Raw genomic sequence first — 20,008 nt, forward strand, 5'->3', positions numbered from 1 at the left:
GTTCAAGATATACTGGAAGCAGGAGCTTCAAAGGAAGCTGCTCATCGTAACGGCTTTTGATTAACGGTTTTGCTTCATCACCCCTTTAAGTCAGAGCAAAGCGACGTGTCGCTTGCAAGATGATCAATAAGGGCGCGCACGCGGGTCGTTAGTCGGCGATTCTGCGGAAAAAGTGCGGCGACCACATAGGGTGTAACGCGATTCTCGGCGAAGAGCTCGACCAATTCTCCTGTCTTTAGAGCTTCTGAAACTGTGTAGGCCGGACAACGGGCAACCCCTATTCCCGTGGCTGCCAGCCGTGCTGATGCTGCTGGTGCATTGGCGCGAAGCCGACCGTTAACATGGACCGCAATTTCCCGACCTTCTAAATCGAAGCGCCAGATCGTAGGATCCGTCATGTTGCCGTCTAAAATGCACTCATACGTCTCCAGTGCACGTGGATGCGCCGGTATACCTGTGCGCTTCAAATAGTCTGGAGATGCACAGACTAGCAAAGGCATTGGGCCAAGCTGGCGTACTCTAAGTGAACTGTCTCTCATCGGTCCGATGCGGATCGCGAGATCCAGACCTTCGTCAATAATTGACACCCTTCGATCCGAGAGACGAAGGTCGATTTCAACTTCCGGATGCTGTGCGGCGAATACCGCAAGAGAAGGCGCGAGCCGCACCGATCCAAATCCCGTCGGAGCCGAGATATGGATGACACCGCGTAAAGCCGTTTGTTGGTTCCTGACGGTTTCTTCCAACTCGTCGAACCCGTCAAGAAGTGGTTCACACATCGCCAGATACGTGGCGCCGACATCCGTCAGGGATACACTGCGTGTGGTTCTGTTCAGAAGCTGAACGCCTAGCGCTTCTTCCAGATCCGCGACGTATTTGCTAACCTGCCGCGCGGATCGTCCCATACGCTGTGCGGCAAGTGTGAAAGAGGCGTTCTTTGCGACAAGCGCAAAGGCTCGCATGCGGTCAATCTTATCCATAGCTTATTCCGCCCCCTCAGGGCCTAAACTTTCTCAAAAATTGACGATTATCGCGCAATTGTGCAAGTCGTATCTGTTTTGGTAAATGACCAACCCCAGCAGGAGCCCTTAAATGTCAAACCCGGTTCGTATTCATCACTTCCCCAGATCAGGTCACGCGCATCGCGCTTTGGTTTTTGCTAAGCTCGCAGGGATTGCCCATGAAGCTGTCTTTGTAGATCTCGCCGCTGGTGAGCACAAAACGCCTGACTTCCTTGCCATGAACCCGAATGGACAGGTGCCCGTGCTGGAAGATGGCGACGCCGTCATTTCCGACTCAAACGCAATATTAGTTTACTTAGCCCGCAAATACGCACCCGACTGGATACCAAGTGATGCCGTAGGAGAAGCGAACGTTCAGCAATGGCTGACACTCGCTGCAGGTGAAATTGCATTTGGCTCATGTGCAGCAAGGTTGATTACGGTGTTTGGCGCACCTCTGGGCGAGGACTTTGCAGCCGCAACCGCCGCGAAAGCAATGCAAAAACTGGAATTTGGGCTGGACGGTCGCGACTGGCTTGTTGGTGATCAACCGACCATCGCTGATGTTGCGGCCTATTCCTACACAGCCCATGCGCCAGAAGGGAATATTTCGCTCGCGCCGTACCCGAATGTCCGTGCCTGGATTGCAAGGTTCGAAGCGCTGACCGGTTTTCAAGCGATGCCAGCCACCGCCGTTGGTCTTGCTGCCGAGTAGTTCAATGGACATTTGCGAAGGCGAACGAAGCGCCGTCTCATCATCGACTCGGGAAACCGTGATTGAAAACGCGCGCCTTGACTAAGTCGGCATGAACGGACGCAACGTAGCTAAGGTCGCGCCCGCATAAACGCTAGGCGGCAACTGACGCAACCGTGCAGAGCACCCCGAAAGTCGCTTGGACTGTTGGGACATGGGGTTGCTTGCGGACGATAACCCGGACCTGAGTGTACAGCGTCTTTGATGACAAGATTGAGAAAGAAGGACAAAACGATGTTGGACGAAGAAACCCCATTTCATCCGGGCGAACTGGCTGCACAAGAACGCGCGGGTGTTAGGGGGCTTTCCAAACGCGTGGCGCCCTTCATCCGAAATCACATGCCAGATCAACACCGCGCTTTTTATCAAGCACAACCGTTTCTGGTTGCTGCCTCCAGCGATAACCAGGGACGAGTGTGGGCGACGATCATCGAAGGCGAGGAAGGATTCATTGGGTCACCGGACTCTCAGACGCTGACGCTTGCAACACGGATTGATCCACAAGATCCGCTGAGCGAATCGATTATGGCTGGCACCGATATCGGCGTGGTTGGCATCGAACTCGCTACGCGCCGCCGCAACCGCTTCAGCGGTAAGTCGCGTCCAACCAAGGATGGCTTCGCAGTCGATATCCATCAGACCTTTGGGAATTGTCCGAAGTATATCAACGAGCGGAATTGGTGGCGAGCCGATAGGGCGATGACGATTGAAGCGACGACGTCTACTCAACTCAGCTCCGAACAAATCAAACACATAGGCGCCGCTGACACTCTATTCATCGGATCGGGGCGACAAAGCTCTAACGAAGCGCACTCCGACGGCTATGACGCTTCCCATCGTGGCGGTGACCCTGGATTCGTCCGGTTAGTTGGGCCGAAGCGCCTGCGCATCCCCGACTATACCGGCAATAACTTCTTCAACACGATCGGGAACCTGCTCGAAGATCCGCGTGTTGGGTTGCTCTTTGTCGACTTCTCAACTGGCGGGCTTTTGCATTTGACGGGTCGGGCTTCGGTCGTGTGGGATCCGGAGGAAGCGCGCGATCCAAGCATCCTTCGTGTGATTGATGTAGAGATAGAATCTGTCATCGACAGACCAGCCGCGCTTTCTCTGAGGTGGTCTGCAGACCCTGCGACGATGACAAAACTGACCGTGATCGACAAGGTCTTAGAAGCCGAGCACATCACCTCTTTCCATCTGGCATCCACGAACGGCGAGGCGGTGACACCTTTTCTTGCAGGACAGCATTTGCCGATTGCCTTGGACATCCCGGGTCATGGGGCGAAGGTACGTCGGACATACACACTATCTGGCTCGGTCGCGATTCAGAACTACAGGATAAGCGTAAAACGCGAGGCAGGCGGTATCGGGTCGCAATTCCTACATGACGAGGTGCACGTGGGCGATGTGATCGAGGCAAAGCCGCCCGCTGGTAACTTTGTACTCCCCAAAGATGACAATCCATTAGTTCTCATCAGCGCTGGTGTCGGCCTGACACCAATGCTTGCAATGCTTTACGAAGCCTCAGCAGAAAAAAACCATCGGCCAGTGTGGTATGTCCATGGAGCTCGAAGTGGGCGCGCCCATGCGTTTGGCCGTGAGGTTGATAAACTGATTGCGGGAAACCCGAATGCCACCCGATTGATATTCTTCAGTTCACCGGAAAGGACCGATCTTCTAGGCGAGACGTTTGACGTCCATGGCCGGATCACTGCTAAGGACTTGTTGGCGATCAGGGCGGGGCCGGACGCGCACTATATGATCTGCGGCCCTCTGGAGTTTATGACGAATCTAAAAAGCGGTTTGGAAACCGCTGGGGTCCCGACTGACCGGATCAAATATGAAGCTTTCGGAGCATAGTTACTTGAATTCGAAATTAGTGCCGAAGTCGTAGCGCTCGCGGACTATACAGGATGTTGGCTTAGGGCCATTTTGCGGTTGTTCATTTGATATGCATCATACGTGAGATGAGCTCTCAGCTGACCTCGGAGTAACTTCAGCATCTTGTAGAAAAACCCGCCTCATTTAGAAAAAAAGAGGCCCATACCGGCCATTCATCGCAAAACCGGCCGCCGTACCCTAGCGTTCTCATTGCGACCATTCATGCAGAGCGCGGTAGTATCACAGGGGGTAGGACCGGGTCGCGCAACAAATCGGTCATCTGACGACGCTACAACAAAGTCGAGTAGTATGGTGTTGATAGGGTTGCACTAGTTTCCAAAGACCCTTGAGTAAAAAGCTTGGCCGCCAAGTTGACGAACGTCGAATGTCAGATTTTCGCGCACCTACGATCATGGCACTGATTGAAGAACGGCACTTCCGCCAATGGGTTGCCGATCATAAACAACAGTGTGATCGTCATTTTGTGGGCACCAAACAAGGTTTTTCGGGTGTCCAGTTGCACGATTGTGGTGACAATCGCCCAAGGCTTGCACTTAGGGGGAATGCGCGGGCCAGCGGGCACGTCCTTGATCACCGCAACGGTGGACACGCTGCGGGTTTTAGGCTGCGATCAGTTGCGATTTGACAATAGTAGCGCGGCCTGCTGGCTCCTAGCAGGGATTCATTGCGCGCATAGGCAATGGATAAAATCATACAGGACTTGGTGATTGTACTGGATAGAGCCTTCGCCGCAAATCGTCCAGATCGTTGATCTGGTGCACCGCTTCATAGGCAACGATCTTATCCAGAACGCGGGCAGGGGCGTCCCAGCTAATTTGCTTGAGCACCAGAAAGCCCCGGTTGAACCAGCTGTGCAACAAATGGACGAAATCGATATCCGTTCGCTCGAGTTCCGGTTTGGATTTGAGAAAGTGCAGCAGGTCAACGTGCATGGCTACAAGTTCCTGTGCCGCACCAGACGGCTGGTTCAGCCGTCGCAACAACTCTTGCCGCCTTGGCTCTGAAACTTCGCTAAGCCTTGATAAAAATTGACACTTTGATCGCTGGCGTAGAGGCTGGCTGCTTCAGAAAGCTGATTTGCGTCCAACTCAAGTTGGTCATTCAAATAGACAAAAAAGTCTAGTTTTTCCGCATCATTCAGGGTGTGGTAGCGCTCAAGGATCGTAGACGCTAGCGTGAAACCTGATACTTCACCTTCGGCAGACAATAGCGCTTCACATAGTTCGGCAATGGACCGTTTGTCATCTTGGCCACGCCTATTTCAGTACGCTCCAGAAATTGGTTCAATTGATCACCCAGAAACCAATTCCGCTGCATTTCAGGGCTCCATCTGACTACTCAGGTATTCGCCTGTTCGACGATAGTGATCAACTAGGTGCCGAGTTGCGCTGTCCGCGTCGTGATTTAGTGCGGCGTCCAAGATTTGCTGATGCTCAGCGGCAATGTCCCGCTTCTTGTAGCTCGAACCGCCAGCCGCCAGATAGCGATAGCGAATGTTCAGGTCGTATAGCTGCGAGCAATACCGTAGCAGCAATGGCAGTTTTGCATTTTCCAACAAGGCCATATGAAACGCTTTGTGGGCGTCTTCGAAGTCAGGCGCGCCTTTTTGACTGGCCTTTTTCATATGATGGTGACGCAAGACTAGCCTGTCCTCCCAAGCTCCGTCTGCATTGACGATGGAAGCGCGCAGCGCTGTTTCCTCGAGGTTGCATCGCAACAGGAGTATTTCTTCGAAGTTACACTTGCTGACTGGTGCTGCCCGAAATCCGCGCTGATCAATCCGCTCGACCAACATATCCGATGTCAAAAGGCTAAGCGCTTCGCGAACCGGACTAGCGCCGGTGTCCAAAAGCCCCCGAAGCTGCTCGATCTTGAGTTTTTGTCCCGGAGGTAATTCTCCGGTCAATATCATGTCGCGCAGCCTTCGATACGCGCCATGCGTGGCAGATGTCTCTTTGCCTTCAGTATCAAGCATGGCGTCCATATCCGACCGTTCCTTTGTTCGCGGCAAAACTTTTGATTGCTCTTAACTGAGGGCACTCGTTCCAGTCGATAGGCCAACTGAAAGGCTCAGCGAGCCTTCGTTGATCATCCAGCGCCGAAGTTCAAATTCGCGCGCACCGCTTTGGTGCATCGGATCGTCCTCGGCCAGTTTTCGGGCAGCCTCAAGACTGTCAGCACGATAGATAATCAGGCCCATTCCTTGCATGTGCTCACCAGTCTCATCCGACATTGGCCCTGCAAAAGCCAGCTGTCCCGCGCGTTCAAGCTGTGCTTGATAGGCCAGGTGGTCAGGAAGTGTCGCCTTTACATCTTCGGGTTTTTTGGCAGGTGTGCTGAGTACTACGTAGAGTTCCAAAGCAAGTGCACCACGGCTTTTTGCTTCTGATTTGTAGTTCGCCCAGGCAACCATTTGCGTCCTCCAAAAATATCGATATTATTTGACATATTGCAAAATAGTCGGCAAAAATCAAGTGAACTGACATGGATGGTGAAAATGAAATACCTGGTGGGAGAGACTTTGGATGGCACAGCGGTTTTTGCTGTAAACGGCGAAAATGCAGTGAATCTAACGACTTTGCATCCTGCAATCGGTTCGGATTTGATGGGTTTGATAGCCGAGCCTGAACTGGCCGACTCACTTTCCGGCAAAATTGACGCCGCAGACAGTGTGCCCGTGTCTTCCATCACTCCTGCATTGCCCGTTGCCGCTCCCGGAACGATCATTTGCATGGGGTTGAACTACACGGACCACATCAAGGAAGGCGGGTATGATATCCCGGAGTATCCGACGCTGTTTATGCGTGGGAAGAATTCGATCATGGCGGCAGGGCAACCTATGGTGCGGCCGACCTGTTCCGAGAAACTCGACTACGAAGCCGAGCTTATGCTGATCGTTGGAAAACGCGGCCGTCATATCTCGGAAGAGGACGCATTGGATTATGTCTTCGGCTACACCGTGTTTAACGACGGGTCGCTGAGGGATTACCAGCGTAAAACCGTTCAATGGACGCCCGGCAAAAACTTCGATGACACAGGCGCGATCGGCCCTTTCACCGTAACGCCGGAAGACTTGCCAGAGGGAGCATCCGGCCTGAAAATCGAAAGCCGCGTGGGGGACGAAATCCTGCAAAGCTCGAACACCGCCAACATGATCTGGGGGGTCCCTCAGGTCATCGCCACGATCTCGGAATATACCACTCTCGAGCCCGGTGATCTGATTGCGTTGGGTACGCCGCCGGGTGTTGGTCACGCCAAAAAGCCCAATCCACGTTGGTTGAAGCCGGGTGAAACCGTCGAGGTCGAGATTGAGGGCATCGGCATATGCGCCAGCCCCGTCATCGACGAAAAGGACGCCGAGACTAAGGTGGCCGCAGCATGAGCGCACCAACCGGGGCAGAGCTGGAGGCACTTCGCGCAAAGGCGCAGCAAGATCATCGCGATCTGCGCGAGCGCATCCCACGTCTTTCAGACGACGCAATTGCTCTGATCCTCCGCGAATCCAGATCTCATTACGCCTGGACCGACAAAGCTGTTTCTAACGAATTGCTTGAAGAGATCTACGACATCACGATCAACGGCGCGACCAGCATGAACACGCTGCCCGCCCGCTTCGTTTTCGTTAAAAGTGCGGAAGGTAAACAGCGCCTAGCTAAGTCGTTAAAGCCGAAGAACGTGCCAAAGATGATGGGTGCGCCGGTCACTGCGATCATTGCTTATGACATGGACTTCTGGAAGGAATTACCTTTTCTTTTCCCGCACGAAGATCGACGGCCACTTTTCGAAAACAATCCCGAATATGTAGCCGATACAGCGTTTCGCAATGGAACGCTTCAGGGCGCTTACTTCATGATCGCCGCGCGTGCGGTCGGGTTGGACGTCGGCGCCATGTCTGGCTTTTCAAACAAGATCGTCGACGAGGAATTCTTCGCGGGTACGACGCTCAAGTCGAACTTTCTTTGCAATCTGGGCTACGCAGACGAAACAGGATTGTTTCACAAGCTGCCTCGCTTCTCATTCGAAAAGGTTTGCTCTTATGCATGAGGAGGTGATCCTGTGGCGATGAAAGTGAAACCTGTCGTAACCTACCGTACGACAGCTCAATGCCCGACACACGCGCGAACCGAGATCCCAATTCGCGATCTGAACGTGATTATCGACGAGCCCGTGGAGCGAGGCGGAACAAATCTTGGCCCGTCTCCGACCGAAACCGCAATGGCTGCTTTGATCGCCTGTACGAATGTCATCGGGCACAAGAATGCGCACCGCTTGGGAATTGATCTTGGCACCGTGACAATCGACGCGAAATGCAGGCTGGATCGGCGCGGTGTCCTGATGGAAGAGGAGATCGATGTTCCGTTTCCCGAAATCGAACTCACTGTGAAGTGCGATACGCCCGCCAGTCAGGAGGATCTGACACGCGTGGGCGAGGAGACAGCCAAGTATTGCGCCATCGCAAAACTGTTTCAAGCGGCAGGCACGGACCTGACCGTCAACTGGGTCAAAACCAACCAATAAAAATCGACAGGACCCGACTTTCTGGGAGGAGAGAAATGAAAAACTGGACTAAACGCAGCCTAATGGGATTTGCTCTGGCAGGCACCATGGCGTTGCCTCTTGCAGCAGAAGAGACCATTTCCGCCGTCGTGATTGATGGCTATCCCGATCGGGCCTTGTGGGTGAAAGAATTCACCAACTTCTTCATTCCAGAAGTGGACAAGCGGCTGGCCGACTCCGGCAACTACAAGATGAACTGGCAAGAGAACTATGGCGGTTCGATCGTAAAGCCGAAGGGCGTGCTGGAAGGGATCCAGCTTGGCCTTGGCGACATCGGCATTGTCACAACTATCTTCCATTCGTCCAAGTTGCCCAGTCAGGGGATATCGGGGTCGACCCCCTTCGTGTCATCGGACTCTCGCGCGGTAGCCAAAGCCGTGGATGAGATCGCGCGCGAATACCCAGCGATGCAAAATGAGTTCGCTGCGCAGAACCAAGTCTATCTGGCGACCGGTGTAGTGCTCGATACTTATCAGGTTTTTTGTACAGAGCCGGTCTCGGCTGTTTCTGATCTGGAAGGCCGAAAAGTGGCTGGGGCGGGACTGAACCTCCGATATCTCGAAGGTATCAAAGATGCAGCGGGGGTTCGCGGTGGCCTGACCGATTTCTACAATATGCTGCAAACCGGCCTTGTTGATTGTGCGATGCTGTGGCCTGAAGCCGCCAAGACCTTCAAGATCGCCGAAGTGGCTCCCTACATGCTCAAAGCTGACTTGGGTGCCGTGAACTCCAAGACGATCACGGTGAATTCTGACTATTGGGCAAAGTTGCCGGATGAAGTCAAAGGCGTTCTGCAGGCCGTCGCAATTGACTACCGTGATCATGTGGCCGGCATCGCTATGGACCGGGCTGCGGCCTCAAGGGACGCATACACCGAAGCCGGCGGGACGATTGTCGAAGTTTCGGACGAAGACCGAGCGGCCTGGGCCAACGCAATGCCAAATGTAGCACAGGAATGGGCAGCCACGCTGAATGAGAACGGTGAACAAGGCGACGCGATACTGGCCGCTTATCTCGGCAAGCTGCAGGACGCCGGTTTTACCGGAGTGCGTGACTGGACGGCCGAGTAACAGTCTGGCGATCCACGAAAGGGGCCTTTCATGCTGAAGACCGCAGTTGCTGGCTTGTCGCGGGTCGCCAATTCGCTTGGTATCGCCGCCAACGCATTGGGTACGCTTATCGTCCTTGCGTTGGTGGTCATTCTGAATGTCGACGTCATTGCGCGCGGTCTGTTTTCGGCACCTCTGCGTGGCACCTATGAAATGGTGCAGTTTTCGGTCGTGATGATCGTTTTTTTGCAGCTGGCCGACGTAGTCAGAGTGGATCGGCTGACGCGCTCGGACGGGTTTCTGAACCTGCTACACCACCGCCGTCCTGGGCTAACGGCCAACCTGAGGCGCATTATCAATGCCATCTCCGCAATCTTCATGGGTCTGATTGCTTATGTAACCTTTCCCGAGTTCCTGCATATGTGGGAGACACAGGACTACTTCGGAGTTCCGGGTCTTTTTACTCTGCCATGGTGGCCGGTCAAACTGGTCATCGCGTGCGGTACTGCGCTTGCCTGCGTGATCTTCCTGCTCAAGGTTGTCACGGCGCAGGACCGCCCGCATCTAATTCGCGCACCTGAACATGACGAGGCCGCAGAATGACGCCGATTGAGATTGGCCTGATCTCGGTCGTTGCCATCGTCTTTCTGATTTACGCAGGCGTCTACATTCCGATTGCTTTGGGCGTGGTCTCGTTCGTGTCGATCTGGCTGATGCGGGACAATTTCACGCTTGCGCTCAACCTGCTGAAAGTGGCGGTCGGCGACAGCGCGATGGAATACAGCTTCGCAACCATCCCGTTGTTTACTTTCATGGGGCTCATTGTCTCAAAAGCCGGGTTGGGCAGGGACATCTACGAGGTCATGACCATGCGATTTCGCAAGGTCAAAGGCGGTATCGGTATGGCAACCGTTGGAGCCAACGCCGTCTTTGCCGCAGTGACTGGGTCATCAATAGCCTCCGCATCCGTGTTCACCAAGGTCTCGGTCCCGCAGATGATGGCGCAGGCTTATAACCCACGCTTTGCTGTTGGCGTGGTCGCCGGGTCTTCGGTTTTGGGGATGATCATCCCGCCCTCGGCGATGCTGATCATCTATTCCTTTGTCGCCGAGCAATCTGTAGGGGACATGTTCCTTGCGGGGGTTATTCCGGGGATCATGCTGGCGATCGCTTATGTAGGCGCGATTTGGGTTATGGGTCGTTTCACCCCTGCATTCGTCGGTGGCCGCGTTGTCGAAGACACCGAGTGGATGTCAGGGCGCGAGATAGCTTCCAAAACACTGCCGACACTGTTCATCATTACCATCGTCCTTGGTGGTATCTACACAGGTTGGTTGACTGCCGTAGAAGCAGGGGCCACCGGAGCTCTCGTTGCGCTAATCATCGCGGTTGCCCGCAAGTCGATGTCTCCACGCGCATTCTGGGACGCGTTGCTGGAAACCGGTCACATCACAGCGGCGATCCTGTTCCTAATCACGGCCGCTTCAATCTACAGCCGCATGCTGGGACTGGCCGGGCTACCCAATCAACTGCAGGATCTGCTTGCGGGGAATTCCGCATCTTTCTGGTCGATCATGCTGCTCTATGTTCTGTTGATGCTATTTCTGGGAACATTGCTCGACACCGCGTCGATCATTCTGATTGTAGTACCGCTGTTCTTACCCATGGCCGAAGCGCTTGATATGTCGCTGATCTGGTTTGGCATTATCACTGTGGTCGGGGCTGAAATCGGTCTTTTGACACCACCTTTGGGTATATCCTGCTTCGTTATCAAATCCACGATTAACGATGACCGCATATCACTTAAGGACGTGTTCATGGGCGCGCTTCCCTTTGCGTTCGTGATGCTGATCGTTCTGTTCATTCTGATCGAGTTCCCGATCCTCAGCCTTGCCCTGATTTAAGGAGGACAAGATGCGCTCTGTCACCAAAGACAATATCACCGACGTCTTCATGGGGTACCTGTCCAAAGATACTGATCCACGGATGCGTGAAATCATGGGCTCCCTAGTCGAACACCTCCACGACTTTGCGCGGGAAACCAACCTGACGCATGACGAGTGGCGGGCCGGGATTGCGTTTCTGGAAGGCTGCGCTGCGGTGGAAACCGAGGATAGGCATGAATTCGTGCTAGCCTCGGACGTGTTGGGCCTGTCGTCATTGGTTGATATGCTGCATTCCAGTGCCGATGCGACCAGTTCGTCCGTTTTAGGTCCATTTCACGTCTCGGGCGCCCCCCCGCTGCCAATCGGTGGCGATATGAAGCGTCACTACGGCGGGCCGGTTCTACTTGCAGAGGGCGTGATCCGCGATACCGAAGGTCATCCGATTGCCGGGGCAGAACTGGATATCTGGCAAACGGCACCCAACGGCCTCTACGCCAGTCAGGATGAAGAACAGGACACCTATTCTTTCCACGGGCTGATGTCAGTTGGCGATGATGGCAGATATGCGTTCACCACAGTTAAACCAGTTGAATACACCGTGCCGTCTGACGGGCCAGTCGGTGATATTCTGCGCGCTTGTGGTCGCCATCCATGGAGGCCCTCACACTTGCACTTTATCGTCAAAGCCCCCGGGTATCGCTCACTCGTGACGGAGATTTTTCCGGACAATGATCCCTATTTAGATCAGGATACTGTCTTTGGCGTTCGGGACGATCTGGTAATGACATATGTTGAACGACCTGCATCAGAGTTTCCCGATGGCATGCAGCTTTCTGGTAAGATCGCCGAACCTTTCTTGCACGTGAATTTCGACGTGACGCTTGCCAGGGTCTGAATGATATTGAGGAGGCTTGAGGTGCTGAAACATATCTCCATTTTAAGTGCAGCGTTATTTTGCAGTACCGCCGTCGCAGAACAGCGACCGATCTTTGACGCACATATTCACTACAGCCACGATGCCGTCAAACTGGTTCCGCCTGAACAGGTGGCCGAAATCCTTCGAGATGCAGGCGTGCGTAAAGCGCTGATTTCCAGCTCGGATGACAATGGCACTCAGCTATTGTTGGCCGTGGCACCGGACATCGTTGTTCCGGCGCTTCGCCCTTATCGTCGTCGCGGTGAGATCAACACCTGGATGCACGATGAAACTGTAATCGAGTATCTGGAAACAAACCTGGCAAAAAACAACTACGAGGCCATCGGCGAGTTTCACGCTTACGGAGATGACATCAAGACGCCGGTCATCCAGCGTATGATTGCACTGGCGAAAGAGCGGAACCTAATCCTGCACCACCATGGTGATCGCGAGGCCGTTGATTTGATCTTCGAAACATGGCCGGAAGCTCGGGTATTGTGGGCCCATTCTGGGTTTGACGATCCAGCCAGTGTGGTCGATGCGCTAGACATCTATCCCGGGCTATGGGCCGATCTGGCATTTCGTTCGGACATGGTTTCGCGGGGCCGTGTCGACCCGGATTGGAGGGCTGCGTTCCAAGCCCATCCCGATAGGTTCATGGTCGGTACGGATACGTTCGCACCTGAACGTTGGTACTACGTAGGCCCTCATGCCGATTTTTCGCGTGAATGGTTGGATTTGCTGCCGGACCAGATCGCAGACAACATTGCCTATGCTAACGCAGAACGTTTGCTGGCATCAGAATGACCCGCTGCGCTGCTTGGTTTCTTATATGGTCCAGCGCGGCGGTTGCTTGTGAAGCGACGGGGCAACGCATGAATTCGGAAGTTCAAAACGCACCCAAGGTTTATCTGACGGTCGACGAAATTCCGTTGGCCCAACCGTTTTCGGTGTTGGTTTCAGTTTGTAGTGAAACTGCTGTGGGCCAAATGCGTGTGGATGCAATCATGCCCGCTCATCAACATGGTATGAACTATACTCCCAAGGTTACCGCATTGGACGGCGGAGTGTTCCGAATTGATGATATGTTGTTTCACATGCCGGGTTTGTGGGAGCTGCAAATCGATGTCGACGTCAGTGGCCAATCGGTTTTCTACACGTCAGAAATTGCGCTGAAATGAAGCTGTGGATGACAGCTGCGCTAATTTTTCTGACCGGGGCAGTACGTGCAGATGTCTTGTTGACCGAAGACGAAATTGAACAAACGTTGTCCTTTGGGCCGTGGCCACCATCCTTCCAGCCGGATCCAAGCAATAGATTTTCCAAAGACGCCAGAGCAATCAAGCTCGGACAGGCATTATTCAACGATCCGATATTGTCAGTCGATGGTGCATTTTCATGTGCAAGTTGTCATGATCCTGATCAGGCATTTACGACGCCGGAGGCGCGGGCACTCGGTCGTGATTTGTTAAATCGAAACACACCATCACTGCGAAACCTTGCCGGGCTGCGCTGGTATGGTTGGGACGGCAAAAGCGATAATCTTTGGGCAGCCAGCCTGCATCCGATCATCGAAGAACAAGAGATGGCGCATAGTGCCGAAAGCCTAAAGATAGCTATCTCTGAAAGTACCTACATTGATGATTTTGAAGCCATATTTGGTCACCTCCAGGATCAAAGCCCTGAACTTTTTCTGGTGAATACCGCAAAAGCTCTTTCTGCTTACTTGGAGACCTTAGCCACCGACCGGACGGTATTTGACGATTTTCGCGATGCTTTGGAGCGCCGAGATATTGCAGCGGCTAAGGAATACCCCGAAGCAGCTCAGCGAGGTCTTCAGCTCTTTTTAGGGCGCGGGAAATGCGTATTTTGCCACAACGGTCCGAGGTTTTCCAACAACGAGTTCCATGACGCTGGTGTGCCATATTTTCTGAATGAAACCGAGGTTGACCAAGGTCGGTTCGGAGGATTGAACATTTTACTCTCAAGCCCCTACACACTGGACGGCAATTGGAACGACGATCCGGAAAAGAAAGGTGCCTGGGCCGTGCGAAATGTACGCAGGAGCCATTCTGATTTTGGAACCTTTCGGACGCCCAGCCTGCGGGGAGTGACTGAAACCGCTCCTTACATGCATGACGGCAGCTTAGGTGATCTGAAATCTGTGATACGGCATTACAGCAAAATTGACACTGAAAGGCTGCACGCCGACGGTGAAGCCATTCTTTCGGAATTGAATTTGTCTGAGCAGGAGATTGCAGACTTAGTTGCGTTTTTGGTCACGCTCTCCAAGGATTCTTAATAAAGCACTGGTATAAAGGGCTTGGGAATGGGCTAATTGGCGAGCTATCTTAGCCTCTTCGTCTCTGGGACTAATTCGCTTCCGAAATTCTTAAACCTCCGCCTTTCACCAGCAGATCCACAATTGCGTCGACCCCGCTTCTGTGACGAAGTGACGAAAACAAGAAGGGCCTTCCTTTACGCATCATTTTCGCATCACGTTCCATAACCTGAAGCGAAGCGCCAACATGCGGTGCAAGGTCGGTCTTGTTGATTACAAGGATGTCTGATTTCGTAATCGCCGGCCCGCCTTTCCTGGGTATTTCTTCGCCTGCAGCGACATCAATCACGTAGATGGTCAGATCCGCCAGTTCCGGGCTGAATGTGGCTGATAGATTGTCGCCTCCGCTTTCAATCAAAACAATATCGAGATCCGGATGACGTGTCTGCATCTCGGCGACGGCGGCCAAATTGATCGAGGCGTCTTCGCGAATTGCTGTATGCGGGCAACCGCCAGTTTCGACGCCGATGATCCTGTCCCGCGGCAGGACCTGCATGCGCATCAGCGCTTCGGCATCTTCCTGCGTATATATGTCGTTAGTAATAACTCCCACCGAACAGACATCGCGCAGCGCTTCAGACAAGGCGGCGGTCAAAGTGGTTTTTCCGGCTCCTACTGGGCCTCCAATACCTACGCGAAGCGGGCCGTTCATACTGGTCATGTGCGGAAAATCCTCGAATATTGTGTTTCGTGCTTCATGGCCGCAATGTCCCCCAAGAACGCGGTAGAGCTTAACTCGTCCAAGCTCGCCTTTTTTGCCCTTTCAGCAATCTGGGCGCACAACGGTGTCAGCTGGCGGATCAACCGCTGCGCATCGGTCTGTCCCAGTGGTACAAGGCGCGTCGCACAGGCGACAAGGTTGCTTGCGAATGCTTGCAGAAACATCTTGGTCGTCAGCAGCAAGGGAAGGTTTTGAAGTCTTGCAGCCCGTCCAATTGAGACGGGGTAGGTGAATTGCCCAAGGTCCAATTCCCAGACACCTTTGGTGACATTTCCGAAGGCCTGTCCCAGCAATTCGGTTTCCATGAGCCGTTCGGATGTCGCACAAAAGGCGCGCGCCGCGATATCGACGTCGATCAGTTCTTCTTTGTCATGCGCGTTGAAGGCCGCCACAACGAACACGGCATCATTCCACCCAGAGCCATGTTCCAGCACATCTGAAATCCAGGCTTCAGTATCCCGAGAATTCGCGACAGTTCCCCCGTCAATCGCAGCTTCAAGCCCGTGAGAGTAGGCAAACCCCCCAACAGGATAGGCAGGGGACAACCATTGTGTCAGCGTCAGGATGTCGGCGTCAGTGGGTGTGGCCATGGGTCCTGCCGTGGCCATAGGCCCCGCCTTCGGGGGTGAATGGTTCATTCACCTCTCGCACTTTTGCTCCGATTTTAAGAAGCATATCACGGATGACGTGATCGACTTGGATCAACAGGCGAGTCTTTTCAATCTGACAAGGCGTGTGCCGATTGCCGATATGCCAGGCGATACGTGTCAGGTCCGGTGCTTTTACCTCCAGCAACACTTCCGGTGCTGCCTGTATTTCCACCTCGCGACCGTCGTCCAAAACCAACGCGCCACCGTGGTTCAGTGAGGTCGTTTGCGCGAGATCGATGAGAATCTGTTCGCCGCTTTCGCAGGTAAGAACCTTACGCCGCAAAAAACGGTCGTCGTAGGTCAACGAGAGACAGTCTGCCGGATCGCCATGCGTGTGATCCGAATACTGGCGCGCAGTGCAGAGCAGGGCGGTCATACCATCACCTCCTCTGCAGCGGGAATAGTCAGAGCCAGATTGAGTCCGAGAACACTCGGTGCACGATCCGTTCGCGCGTCAGACCGCGGTTTTTCAGCTCTTCGTCGCTGAGCGATTGCAGGAATTCGACTTGCCGGACGCGAGATTGAGCTTCGGCTACGCTGATCAGGGCCGAGTAAATTGACGACCCGATGGATACGATTAAACCGGCCAGCGAAAAGCGCGTGTTTGTATGTGTTGCTGAGTGTGCCATTTGGACCCTCGTAAAAGTTGGTCCTCCCATGGGTTTTTATATCTGTCATATTGGCCTCACTTAGAAGTGCGTATTTGGTCATTGCTGCCTTGCACGCGCCGCAACGCAGCACATTTTTTGATCAGAATAAAAAATATCGTTGCGCCATCGGCAGCGTTTCGGCGGGTTGGCAAGTCAGCAATTCGCCATCCGCACGCACCTCGTAGGTTTCCGGGTCGACCTCGACATGCGGTGTCGCGTTGTTCAACAGAAGTTCCTGCTTGCCAATTTCTCGTGTGTTTTGGACGGCGACGGTTTGCTTTGCCAATCCCAGTGTATCACCGATCCCATCTGCATGGGCCGCCTGCGAGACAAATGTGATCGCCGAGTTTTCCACCGACCGTCCGTAAGCGCCAAACATTGGGCGACTATAAACCGGCTGCGGTGTAGGGATCGACGCGTTGGGATCGCCCATTTGCGCGCAGGCTATGGTGCCGCCTAGCAGAACCATCTCGGGCTTCACGCCGAAAAAGGCCGGGTTCCAAAGGACGAGGTCAGCGCGTTTGCCTTCCTCGATGCTCCCGATCTCGTGGCTGAGCCCATGGGCAATAGCAGGGTTGATCGTATATTTGGCGATATAGCGACGGACGCGAAGGTTGTCGTTCTCACCGGTTTCTTCGGGCAGGCGCCCGCGCTGTTTCTTCATCTTGTCAGCGGTTTGCCACGTGCGGATCAAAACCTCTCCGACCCGACCCATGGCCTGACTGTCAGACGCGATGATGCTAAATGCGCCCATGTCGTGCAGTATGTCCTCGGCTGCGATTGTTTCACGCCGGATGCGGCTTTCGGCAAAGGCCACGTCCTCGGGGATGGATTTGTCGAGGTGGTGGCAGACCATCAGCATATCCAAATGTTCCTCAACCGTGTTCACGGTGAAGGGCCGCGTGGGATTGGTCGAGGACGGCAGAACGTGGTTCTCGCCGCAGATCTTGATGATATCCGGAGCATGGCCTCCGCCTGCGCCTTCGGTGTGGAAAGCGTGAATAGTGCGACCCTTCATGGCCGCCACGGTGTTTTCAACAAAGCCTGATTCATTGAGCGTGTCAGTGTGAATCATCACCTGCACGTCCATCGCGTCGGCCACCGACAGGCAGCAATCAATGGCGGCCGGGGTGGTTCCCCAGTCCTCGTGCAGTTTCAGGGCACAGGCTCCGGCTTTGACCTGTTCTTCGAGCGCGGCAGGCAGCGAAGCGTTGCCCTTACCCGCAAAGGCCAGATTCATCGGGAAAGCATCCGCCGCTTGCAACATCCGCCCGATATGCCATGGACCGGGGGTGCAAGTGGTGGCCAATGTCCCATGCGCAGGACCTGTGCCACCGCCCAGCATGGTGGTCAGGCCGGAATGTAGTGCGTCTTCAATCTGTTGCGGGCAGATAAAGTGGATATGACTGTCGAACCCACCTGCCGTCAGGATACGACCCTCGCCAGCAATGGCCTCGGTTCCGGGTCCTATGATGATGTCGACACCGGGTTGTGTATCGGGGTTTCCCGCCTTGCCGATCTTGGCGATCCGCCCGTCTTTCAGGCCAACGTCGGCCTTGTAGATGCCCGAGTGATCAACGATCAGAGCATTGGTGATGACCGTATCCACAGCGCCTTCGGCGCGCGTGGTCTGAGATTGCCCCATCCCGTCGCGGATTACCTTTCCGCCACCAAACTTGACCTCTTCGCCATAGCTGGTCAGATCACGTTCGACCTCGATCACAAGATCGGTGTCGGCCAGCCGCAGCTTATCCCCGGTGGTGGGACCGAACATCGCGGCGTAGTCTGAGCGCTTGATTTTTGCTGGCATCAGAGTGCCCCCATGACCTTTTGATTGAAGCCGTAGACCCTGCGCGCACCACTGATCGGGATCAGCGAAACTTCGCGGGCCTGCCCCGGTTCGAACCGCACAGCGGTGCCTGGCGCAATGTCCAGACGCAGGCCATGCGCAGCAGCGCGGTCGAAGTCGAGCGCGGGGTTGGTTTCGGCGAAATGGTAGTGTGAGCCGACCTGAACCGGGCGGTCGCCGGTATTGGCAACCATCAAAGTGATCGCATCAGTGTCGGGGTTCAGGGTGATTTCACCATCAGCTGGGAATAGCTCCCCGGGGATCATTTGTTCAGCTTTGTGATTAGCGCGACAGCAGCCAGCGCAACAACCGCCAGCCCAACGCCCATCGCCGCATAATCGGTGCCGTGCGCGTGGATATGCGTTCCGTTGTGGGCTGCTGCGGGGCCAGCGAAGATCAGGGCGGGGAAAAGCATGCGGGTCATTTTGGTTTCCTTTTTCAGCGAATGGGGTTGTGGACGGTCACCAGCTTGGTGCCATCTGGAAAGGTGGCTTCGACCTGAACTTCGTGGATCATTTCGGGCACACCTTCCATGCATTGCTCTCGGGTGATCACCTCGGCCCCGGCTTGCATCATGTCAGCAACTGAACGCCCATCGCGTGCACCTTCGACCACGGCGTCCGTGATCAGGGCGATCGCCTCGGGGTGGTTCAGCTTGACGCCGCGGTCCAGCCGTTTGCGGGCGACTTCGGCCGCCATGGCGACCAACAGTTTGTCTTTTTCACGAGGGGTCAGGTTCATGTCAAAGCATCCAGCATCGAGGTAGCGTGTCTTTGTTCAACCGACGCAAGATCGGCATCAATGTGCGACGGAGGGCAAAGCTATTTTCGGCAAGAACACGAGCAACCAACAGGTCATTGCGGATCATAGTCGCACCTGCGGTGTCGGGCAGCATCTGACGAATGGCATTCAGATGACCTTCGGCTGACTCCGATACGAAGACGATCAACGCCATCGCACCCGCGCCGTTTGCAATATGCGGTTTGGACAGATGTTTGTGCCAATCACCCGAGAACTGGATCGCGTCAAGGAACACCTTTTTTCCTTGGTACCGTATCTCGATCCGATCGTTTAGACGGATATCGGTCAGCGTCTCGCCCATCGCAATACGGCCGAAGACCAGCGGCTCTACCATCAGCATCTCGGCATCTGGCGCTATCTCGATTTTCAGGCGTCGCTCCAGAGCGCTGCCATTGAACAGAATAGTCTCTTGCGGCAACCAGTTCAGCCGGGCTTCAGTCTCAACAGTCAGATGACTGGTAATCTGGCCACGTTCTTGCGGCTTGGCCTTGTAGGCGCGCTCGCAGGCTTGTGTTGTCAAAGTCAGCGCCGTTCCTTTTGCTGCCTTACCGGAAAGTCGAAATGAGTCGCCTCCGGTTACGCCGCCTGCCGTGTTAAGAAGAACCGCGTCAAGATCAGGTGTGTTGGTTCTGGGGAACAGACATTTATAAGACCCGGACTGGCGAAACTTGTTCAGCACCGTCCTGTCACCCAATTGCTTGGTACTCAAACTGACGGCACCTGCAGCGCGCGGTGGAATAGCACTGTGCGTGGGCAATATGGCTGCAACGTGGGTAATAGGGCACCTTTGGAGCTTTGATTGGTGCCACTTGTTTCTCTGTTGAAGGGGCGGAACACTAATCTACAGAGTCGAAATCTGCTTAATTCGACATCGCGCGGCTAAATTTTAGACAGCGACCTCGGTCTTGGATGAAAAAATAGGCGGATCGCG

General features: G+C 54.4%; 27 protein-coding genes. 12 read left to right on the top strand and 15 right to left on the bottom strand.

What is annotated here, in order from left to right:
* Nucleotides 1-77 precede the first annotated feature (77 nt).
* Nucleotides 78-980 carry a LysR substrate-binding domain-containing protein gene (locus ACR0L9_RS00755; RefSeq protein ID WP_170424855.1) on the bottom strand — a complete coding sequence of 301 codons (903 nt, stop codon included), beginning with the start codon at nt 978-980 and terminating at the stop codon, nt 78-80.
* Nucleotides 981-1,092: 112 nt separating this feature from the next.
* On the opposite strand from ACR0L9_RS00755, the gene ACR0L9_RS00760 reads away from it, so the two are divergent.
* Nucleotides 1,093-1,716, top strand: a complete 624-nt coding sequence (locus ACR0L9_RS00760) for a glutathione S-transferase family protein (RefSeq protein WP_480894350.1) — start codon at nt 1,093-1,095, stop codon at nt 1,714-1,716.
* A 273-nt stretch (nt 1,717-1,989) separates the two neighbouring features.
* On the top strand, nt 1,990-3,615 hold the full coding sequence (locus ACR0L9_RS00765; protein ID WP_480894352.1) for an FAD-binding oxidoreductase: 1,626 nt from the start codon (nt 1,990-1,992) through the stop codon (nt 3,613-3,615).
* Nucleotides 3,616-4,024: 409 nt separating this feature from the next.
* Here the strand turns inward: ACR0L9_RS00765 and ACR0L9_RS00770 are convergent, their stop codons facing one another.
* The 5 genes from ACR0L9_RS00770 to ACR0L9_RS00790 form a co-directional block, all read right to left on the bottom strand.
* Nucleotides 4,025-4,246, bottom strand: coding sequence for a hypothetical protein (locus ACR0L9_RS00770; protein ID WP_480894354.1), 222 nt, complete (start codon nt 4,244-4,246; stop codon nt 4,025-4,027).
* Between the two features lie 100 nt (nt 4,247-4,346).
* Nucleotides 4,347-4,640 carry a malonyl-CoA decarboxylase domain-containing protein gene (locus ACR0L9_RS00775; protein ID WP_480894356.1) on the bottom strand — a complete coding sequence of 98 codons (294 nt, stop codon included), beginning with the start codon at nt 4,638-4,640 and terminating at the stop codon, nt 4,347-4,349.
* Nucleotides 4,625-4,864 (bottom strand): hypothetical protein, encoded by a 240-nt coding sequence (locus ACR0L9_RS00780; RefSeq protein WP_480894358.1) that lies wholly within the window; start codon nt 4,862-4,864, stop codon nt 4,625-4,627. Before ACR0L9_RS00780 ends, ACR0L9_RS00775 begins: the two co-directional genes overlap by 16 nt.
* Before the next feature lie 111 nt (nt 4,865-4,975).
* A complete protein-coding gene (locus ACR0L9_RS00785) occupies nt 4,976-5,632 on the bottom strand; it encodes a GntR family transcriptional regulator (protein ID WP_480615705.1) in 657 nt (218 codons plus the stop codon).
* A 51-nt stretch (nt 5,633-5,683) separates the two neighbouring features.
* Entirely contained in the window at nt 5,684-6,070 is a 387-nt protein-coding gene (locus ACR0L9_RS00790) for a YciI family protein (RefSeq protein ID WP_170625007.1), read from the bottom strand.
* Nucleotides 6,071-6,154: 84 nt separating this feature from the next.
* Between ACR0L9_RS00790 and ACR0L9_RS00795 the strand changes: the two genes are divergently transcribed.
* The 10 genes from ACR0L9_RS00795 (at nt 6,155) to ACR0L9_RS00840 (ending at nt 14,367) form a co-directional block, all read left to right on the top strand.
* Nucleotides 6,155-7,039, top strand: coding sequence for a fumarylacetoacetate hydrolase family protein (locus ACR0L9_RS00795; RefSeq protein WP_170663025.1), 885 nt, complete (start codon nt 6,155-6,157; stop codon nt 7,037-7,039).
* On the top strand, nt 7,036-7,701 hold the full coding sequence (locus tag ACR0L9_RS00800) for a malonic semialdehyde reductase (protein WP_170424876.1): 666 nt from the start codon (nt 7,036-7,038) through the stop codon (nt 7,699-7,701). The genes ACR0L9_RS00795 and ACR0L9_RS00800 overlap by 4 nt, the downstream gene beginning before the upstream one ends.
* An 18-nt stretch (nt 7,702-7,719) precedes the next feature.
* Nucleotides 7,720-8,175, top strand: coding sequence for an OsmC family protein (locus ACR0L9_RS00805; RefSeq protein ID WP_480894361.1), 456 nt, complete (start codon nt 7,720-7,722; stop codon nt 8,173-8,175).
* 35 nt (nt 8,176-8,210) lie between these two features.
* Nucleotides 8,211-9,284: a C4-dicarboxylate TRAP transporter substrate-binding protein gene (locus tag ACR0L9_RS00810; RefSeq protein ID WP_170392798.1), complete on the top strand. Its 1,074-nt coding sequence runs from the start codon at nt 8,211-8,213 to the stop codon at nt 9,282-9,284.
* Nucleotides 9,285-9,314: 30 nt separating this feature from the next.
* On the top strand, nt 9,315-9,866 hold the full coding sequence (locus tag ACR0L9_RS00815; RefSeq protein ID WP_480894363.1) for a TRAP transporter small permease subunit: 552 nt from the start codon (nt 9,315-9,317) through the stop codon (nt 9,864-9,866).
* The gene (locus tag ACR0L9_RS00820; RefSeq protein WP_480894365.1) at nt 9,863-11,167 is read left to right on the top strand and encodes a TRAP transporter large permease; all 1,305 of its coding nucleotides are present in this window, start codon (nt 9,863-9,865) and stop codon (nt 11,165-11,167) included. Before ACR0L9_RS00815 ends, ACR0L9_RS00820 begins: the two co-directional genes overlap by 4 nt.
* Before the next feature lie 10 nt (nt 11,168-11,177).
* A complete protein-coding gene (locus ACR0L9_RS00825) occupies nt 11,178-12,044 on the top strand; it encodes a dioxygenase family protein (protein WP_480894367.1) in 867 nt (288 codons plus the stop codon).
* A 21-nt stretch (nt 12,045-12,065) separates the two neighbouring features.
* A complete protein-coding gene (locus tag ACR0L9_RS00830) occupies nt 12,066-12,872 on the top strand; it encodes an amidohydrolase family protein (RefSeq protein ID WP_170513215.1) in 807 nt (268 codons plus the stop codon).
* Nucleotides 12,873-12,940: 68 nt separating this feature from the next.
* Nucleotides 12,941-13,246: a hypothetical protein gene (locus ACR0L9_RS00835; RefSeq protein WP_170392793.1), complete on the top strand. Its 306-nt coding sequence runs from the start codon at nt 12,941-12,943 to the stop codon at nt 13,244-13,246.
* Nucleotides 13,243-14,367, top strand: coding sequence for a cytochrome-c peroxidase (locus ACR0L9_RS00840; RefSeq protein ID WP_480894369.1), 1,125 nt, complete (start codon nt 13,243-13,245; stop codon nt 14,365-14,367). The genes ACR0L9_RS00835 and ACR0L9_RS00840 overlap by 4 nt, the downstream gene beginning before the upstream one ends.
* Nucleotides 14,368-14,437: 70 nt before the next feature.
* On the opposite strand, the gene ureG is transcribed toward ACR0L9_RS00840, so the two are convergent.
* The 9 genes from ureG to ACR0L9_RS00885 all read right to left on the bottom strand — a co-directional run bounded on the left by ureG (nt 14,438) and on the right by ACR0L9_RS00885 (nt 19,786).
* Complete coding sequence (gene ureG, locus ACR0L9_RS00845) at nt 14,438-15,067, bottom strand: urease accessory protein UreG (RefSeq protein WP_170392791.1); 630 nt, start codon at nt 15,065-15,067, stop codon at nt 14,438-14,440.
* On the bottom strand, nt 15,064-15,717 hold the full coding sequence (locus tag ACR0L9_RS00850) for an urease accessory protein UreF (RefSeq protein ID WP_480894371.1): 654 nt from the start codon (nt 15,715-15,717) through the stop codon (nt 15,064-15,066). Before ACR0L9_RS00850 ends, ureG begins: the two co-directional genes overlap by 4 nt.
* Nucleotides 15,701-16,153: an urease accessory protein UreE gene (gene ureE / locus ACR0L9_RS00855; protein ID WP_170424891.1), complete on the bottom strand. Its 453-nt coding sequence runs from the start codon at nt 16,151-16,153 to the stop codon at nt 15,701-15,703. The genes ACR0L9_RS00850 and ureE overlap by 17 nt, the downstream gene beginning before the upstream one ends.
* A 28-nt stretch (nt 16,154-16,181) precedes the next feature.
* Entirely contained in the window at nt 16,182-16,406 is a 225-nt protein-coding gene (locus tag ACR0L9_RS00860) for a DUF1127 domain-containing protein (RefSeq protein WP_170392788.1), read from the bottom strand.
* Nucleotides 16,407-16,527: 121 nt separating this feature from the next.
* Nucleotides 16,528-18,237, bottom strand: coding sequence for an urease subunit alpha (gene ureC, locus ACR0L9_RS00865; RefSeq protein WP_480894373.1), 1,710 nt, complete (start codon nt 18,235-18,237; stop codon nt 16,528-16,530).
* Nucleotides 18,237-18,542, bottom strand: a complete 306-nt coding sequence (locus ACR0L9_RS00870; protein WP_155150183.1) for an urease subunit beta — start codon at nt 18,540-18,542, stop codon at nt 18,237-18,239. The genes ureC and ACR0L9_RS00870 overlap by 1 nt, the downstream gene beginning before the upstream one ends.
* Nucleotides 18,539-18,700, bottom strand: a complete 162-nt coding sequence (locus ACR0L9_RS00875; RefSeq protein WP_170392785.1) for a peptidase M23 — start codon at nt 18,698-18,700, stop codon at nt 18,539-18,541. The genes ACR0L9_RS00870 and ACR0L9_RS00875 overlap by 4 nt, the downstream gene beginning before the upstream one ends.
* Nucleotides 18,701-18,714: 14 nt before the next feature.
* Nucleotides 18,715-19,017, bottom strand: a complete 303-nt coding sequence (locus tag ACR0L9_RS00880) for an urease subunit gamma (RefSeq protein WP_170392784.1) — start codon at nt 19,015-19,017, stop codon at nt 18,715-18,717.
* 1 nt (nt 19,018) lies between these two features.
* Nucleotides 19,019-19,786 (bottom strand): urease accessory protein UreD, encoded by a 768-nt coding sequence (locus ACR0L9_RS00885; RefSeq protein WP_480894375.1) that lies wholly within the window; start codon nt 19,784-19,786, stop codon nt 19,019-19,021.
* Nucleotides 19,787-20,008: the final 222 nt, after the last annotated feature.

The organism is Ruegeria sp. I3 (assembly GCF_056532525.1).

Bases quoted from the DNA above. Each gene is read 5' to 3' on its own strand.
- ACR0L9_RS00755 (WP_170424855.1), bottom strand. From the start codon at position 980: ATGGATAAGATTGACCGCATGCGAGCCTTTGCGCTTGTCGCAAAGAAC.
- ACR0L9_RS00760 (WP_480894350.1), top strand. From the start codon at position 1,093: ATGTCAAACCCGGTTCGTATTCATCACTTCCCCAGATCAGGTCACGCG.
- ACR0L9_RS00765 (WP_480894352.1), top strand. From the start codon at position 1,990: ATGTTGGACGAAGAAACCCCATTTCATCCGGGCGAACTGGCTGCACAA.
- ACR0L9_RS00785 (WP_480615705.1), bottom strand. From the start codon at position 5,632: ATGCTTGATACTGAAGGCAAAGAGACATCTGCCACGCATGGCGCGTAT.
- ACR0L9_RS00790 (WP_170625007.1), bottom strand. From the start codon at position 6,070: ATGGTTGCCTGGGCGAACTACAAATCAGAAGCAAAAAGCCGTGGTGCA.
- ACR0L9_RS00795 (WP_170663025.1), top strand. From the start codon at position 6,155: ATGAAATACCTGGTGGGAGAGACTTTGGATGGCACAGCGGTTTTTGCT.
- ACR0L9_RS00800 (WP_170424876.1), top strand. From the start codon at position 7,036: ATGAGCGCACCAACCGGGGCAGAGCTGGAGGCACTTCGCGCAAAGGCG.
- ACR0L9_RS00805 (WP_480894361.1), top strand. From the start codon at position 7,720: ATGAAAGTGAAACCTGTCGTAACCTACCGTACGACAGCTCAATGCCCG.
- ACR0L9_RS00810 (WP_170392798.1), top strand. From the start codon at position 8,211: ATGAAAAACTGGACTAAACGCAGCCTAATGGGATTTGCTCTGGCAGGC.
- ACR0L9_RS00815 (WP_480894363.1), top strand. From the start codon at position 9,315: ATGCTGAAGACCGCAGTTGCTGGCTTGTCGCGGGTCGCCAATTCGCTT.
- ACR0L9_RS00820 (WP_480894365.1), top strand. From the start codon at position 9,863: ATGACGCCGATTGAGATTGGCCTGATCTCGGTCGTTGCCATCGTCTTT.
- ACR0L9_RS00825 (WP_480894367.1), top strand. From the start codon at position 11,178: ATGCGCTCTGTCACCAAAGACAATATCACCGACGTCTTCATGGGGTAC.
- ACR0L9_RS00835 (WP_170392793.1), top strand. From the start codon at position 12,941: ATGAATTCGGAAGTTCAAAACGCACCCAAGGTTTATCTGACGGTCGAC.
- ACR0L9_RS00840 (WP_480894369.1), top strand. From the start codon at position 13,243: ATGAAGCTGTGGATGACAGCTGCGCTAATTTTTCTGACCGGGGCAGTA.
- ureG (WP_170392791.1), bottom strand. From the start codon at position 15,067: ATGACCAGTATGAACGGCCCGCTTCGCGTAGGTATTGGAGGCCCAGTA.
- ACR0L9_RS00850 (WP_480894371.1), bottom strand. From the start codon at position 15,717: ATGGCCACACCCACTGACGCCGACATCCTGACGCTGACACAATGGTTG.
- ureE (WP_170424891.1), bottom strand. From the start codon at position 16,153: ATGACCGCCCTGCTCTGCACTGCGCGCCAGTATTCGGATCACACGCAT.
- ACR0L9_RS00860 (WP_170392788.1), bottom strand. From the start codon at position 16,406: ATGGCACACTCAGCAACACATACAAACACGCGCTTTTCGCTGGCCGGT.
- ureC (WP_480894373.1), bottom strand. From the start codon at position 18,237: ATGCCAGCAAAAATCAAGCGCTCAGACTACGCCGCGATGTTCGGTCCC.
- ACR0L9_RS00870 (WP_155150183.1), bottom strand. From the start codon at position 18,542: ATGATCCCCGGGGAGCTATTCCCAGCTGATGGTGAAATCACCCTGAAC.
- ACR0L9_RS00875 (WP_170392785.1), bottom strand. From the start codon at position 18,700: ATGACCCGCATGCTTTTCCCCGCCCTGATCTTCGCTGGCCCCGCAGCA.
- ACR0L9_RS00880 (WP_170392784.1), bottom strand. From the start codon at position 19,017: ATGAACCTGACCCCTCGTGAAAAAGACAAACTGTTGGTCGCCATGGCG.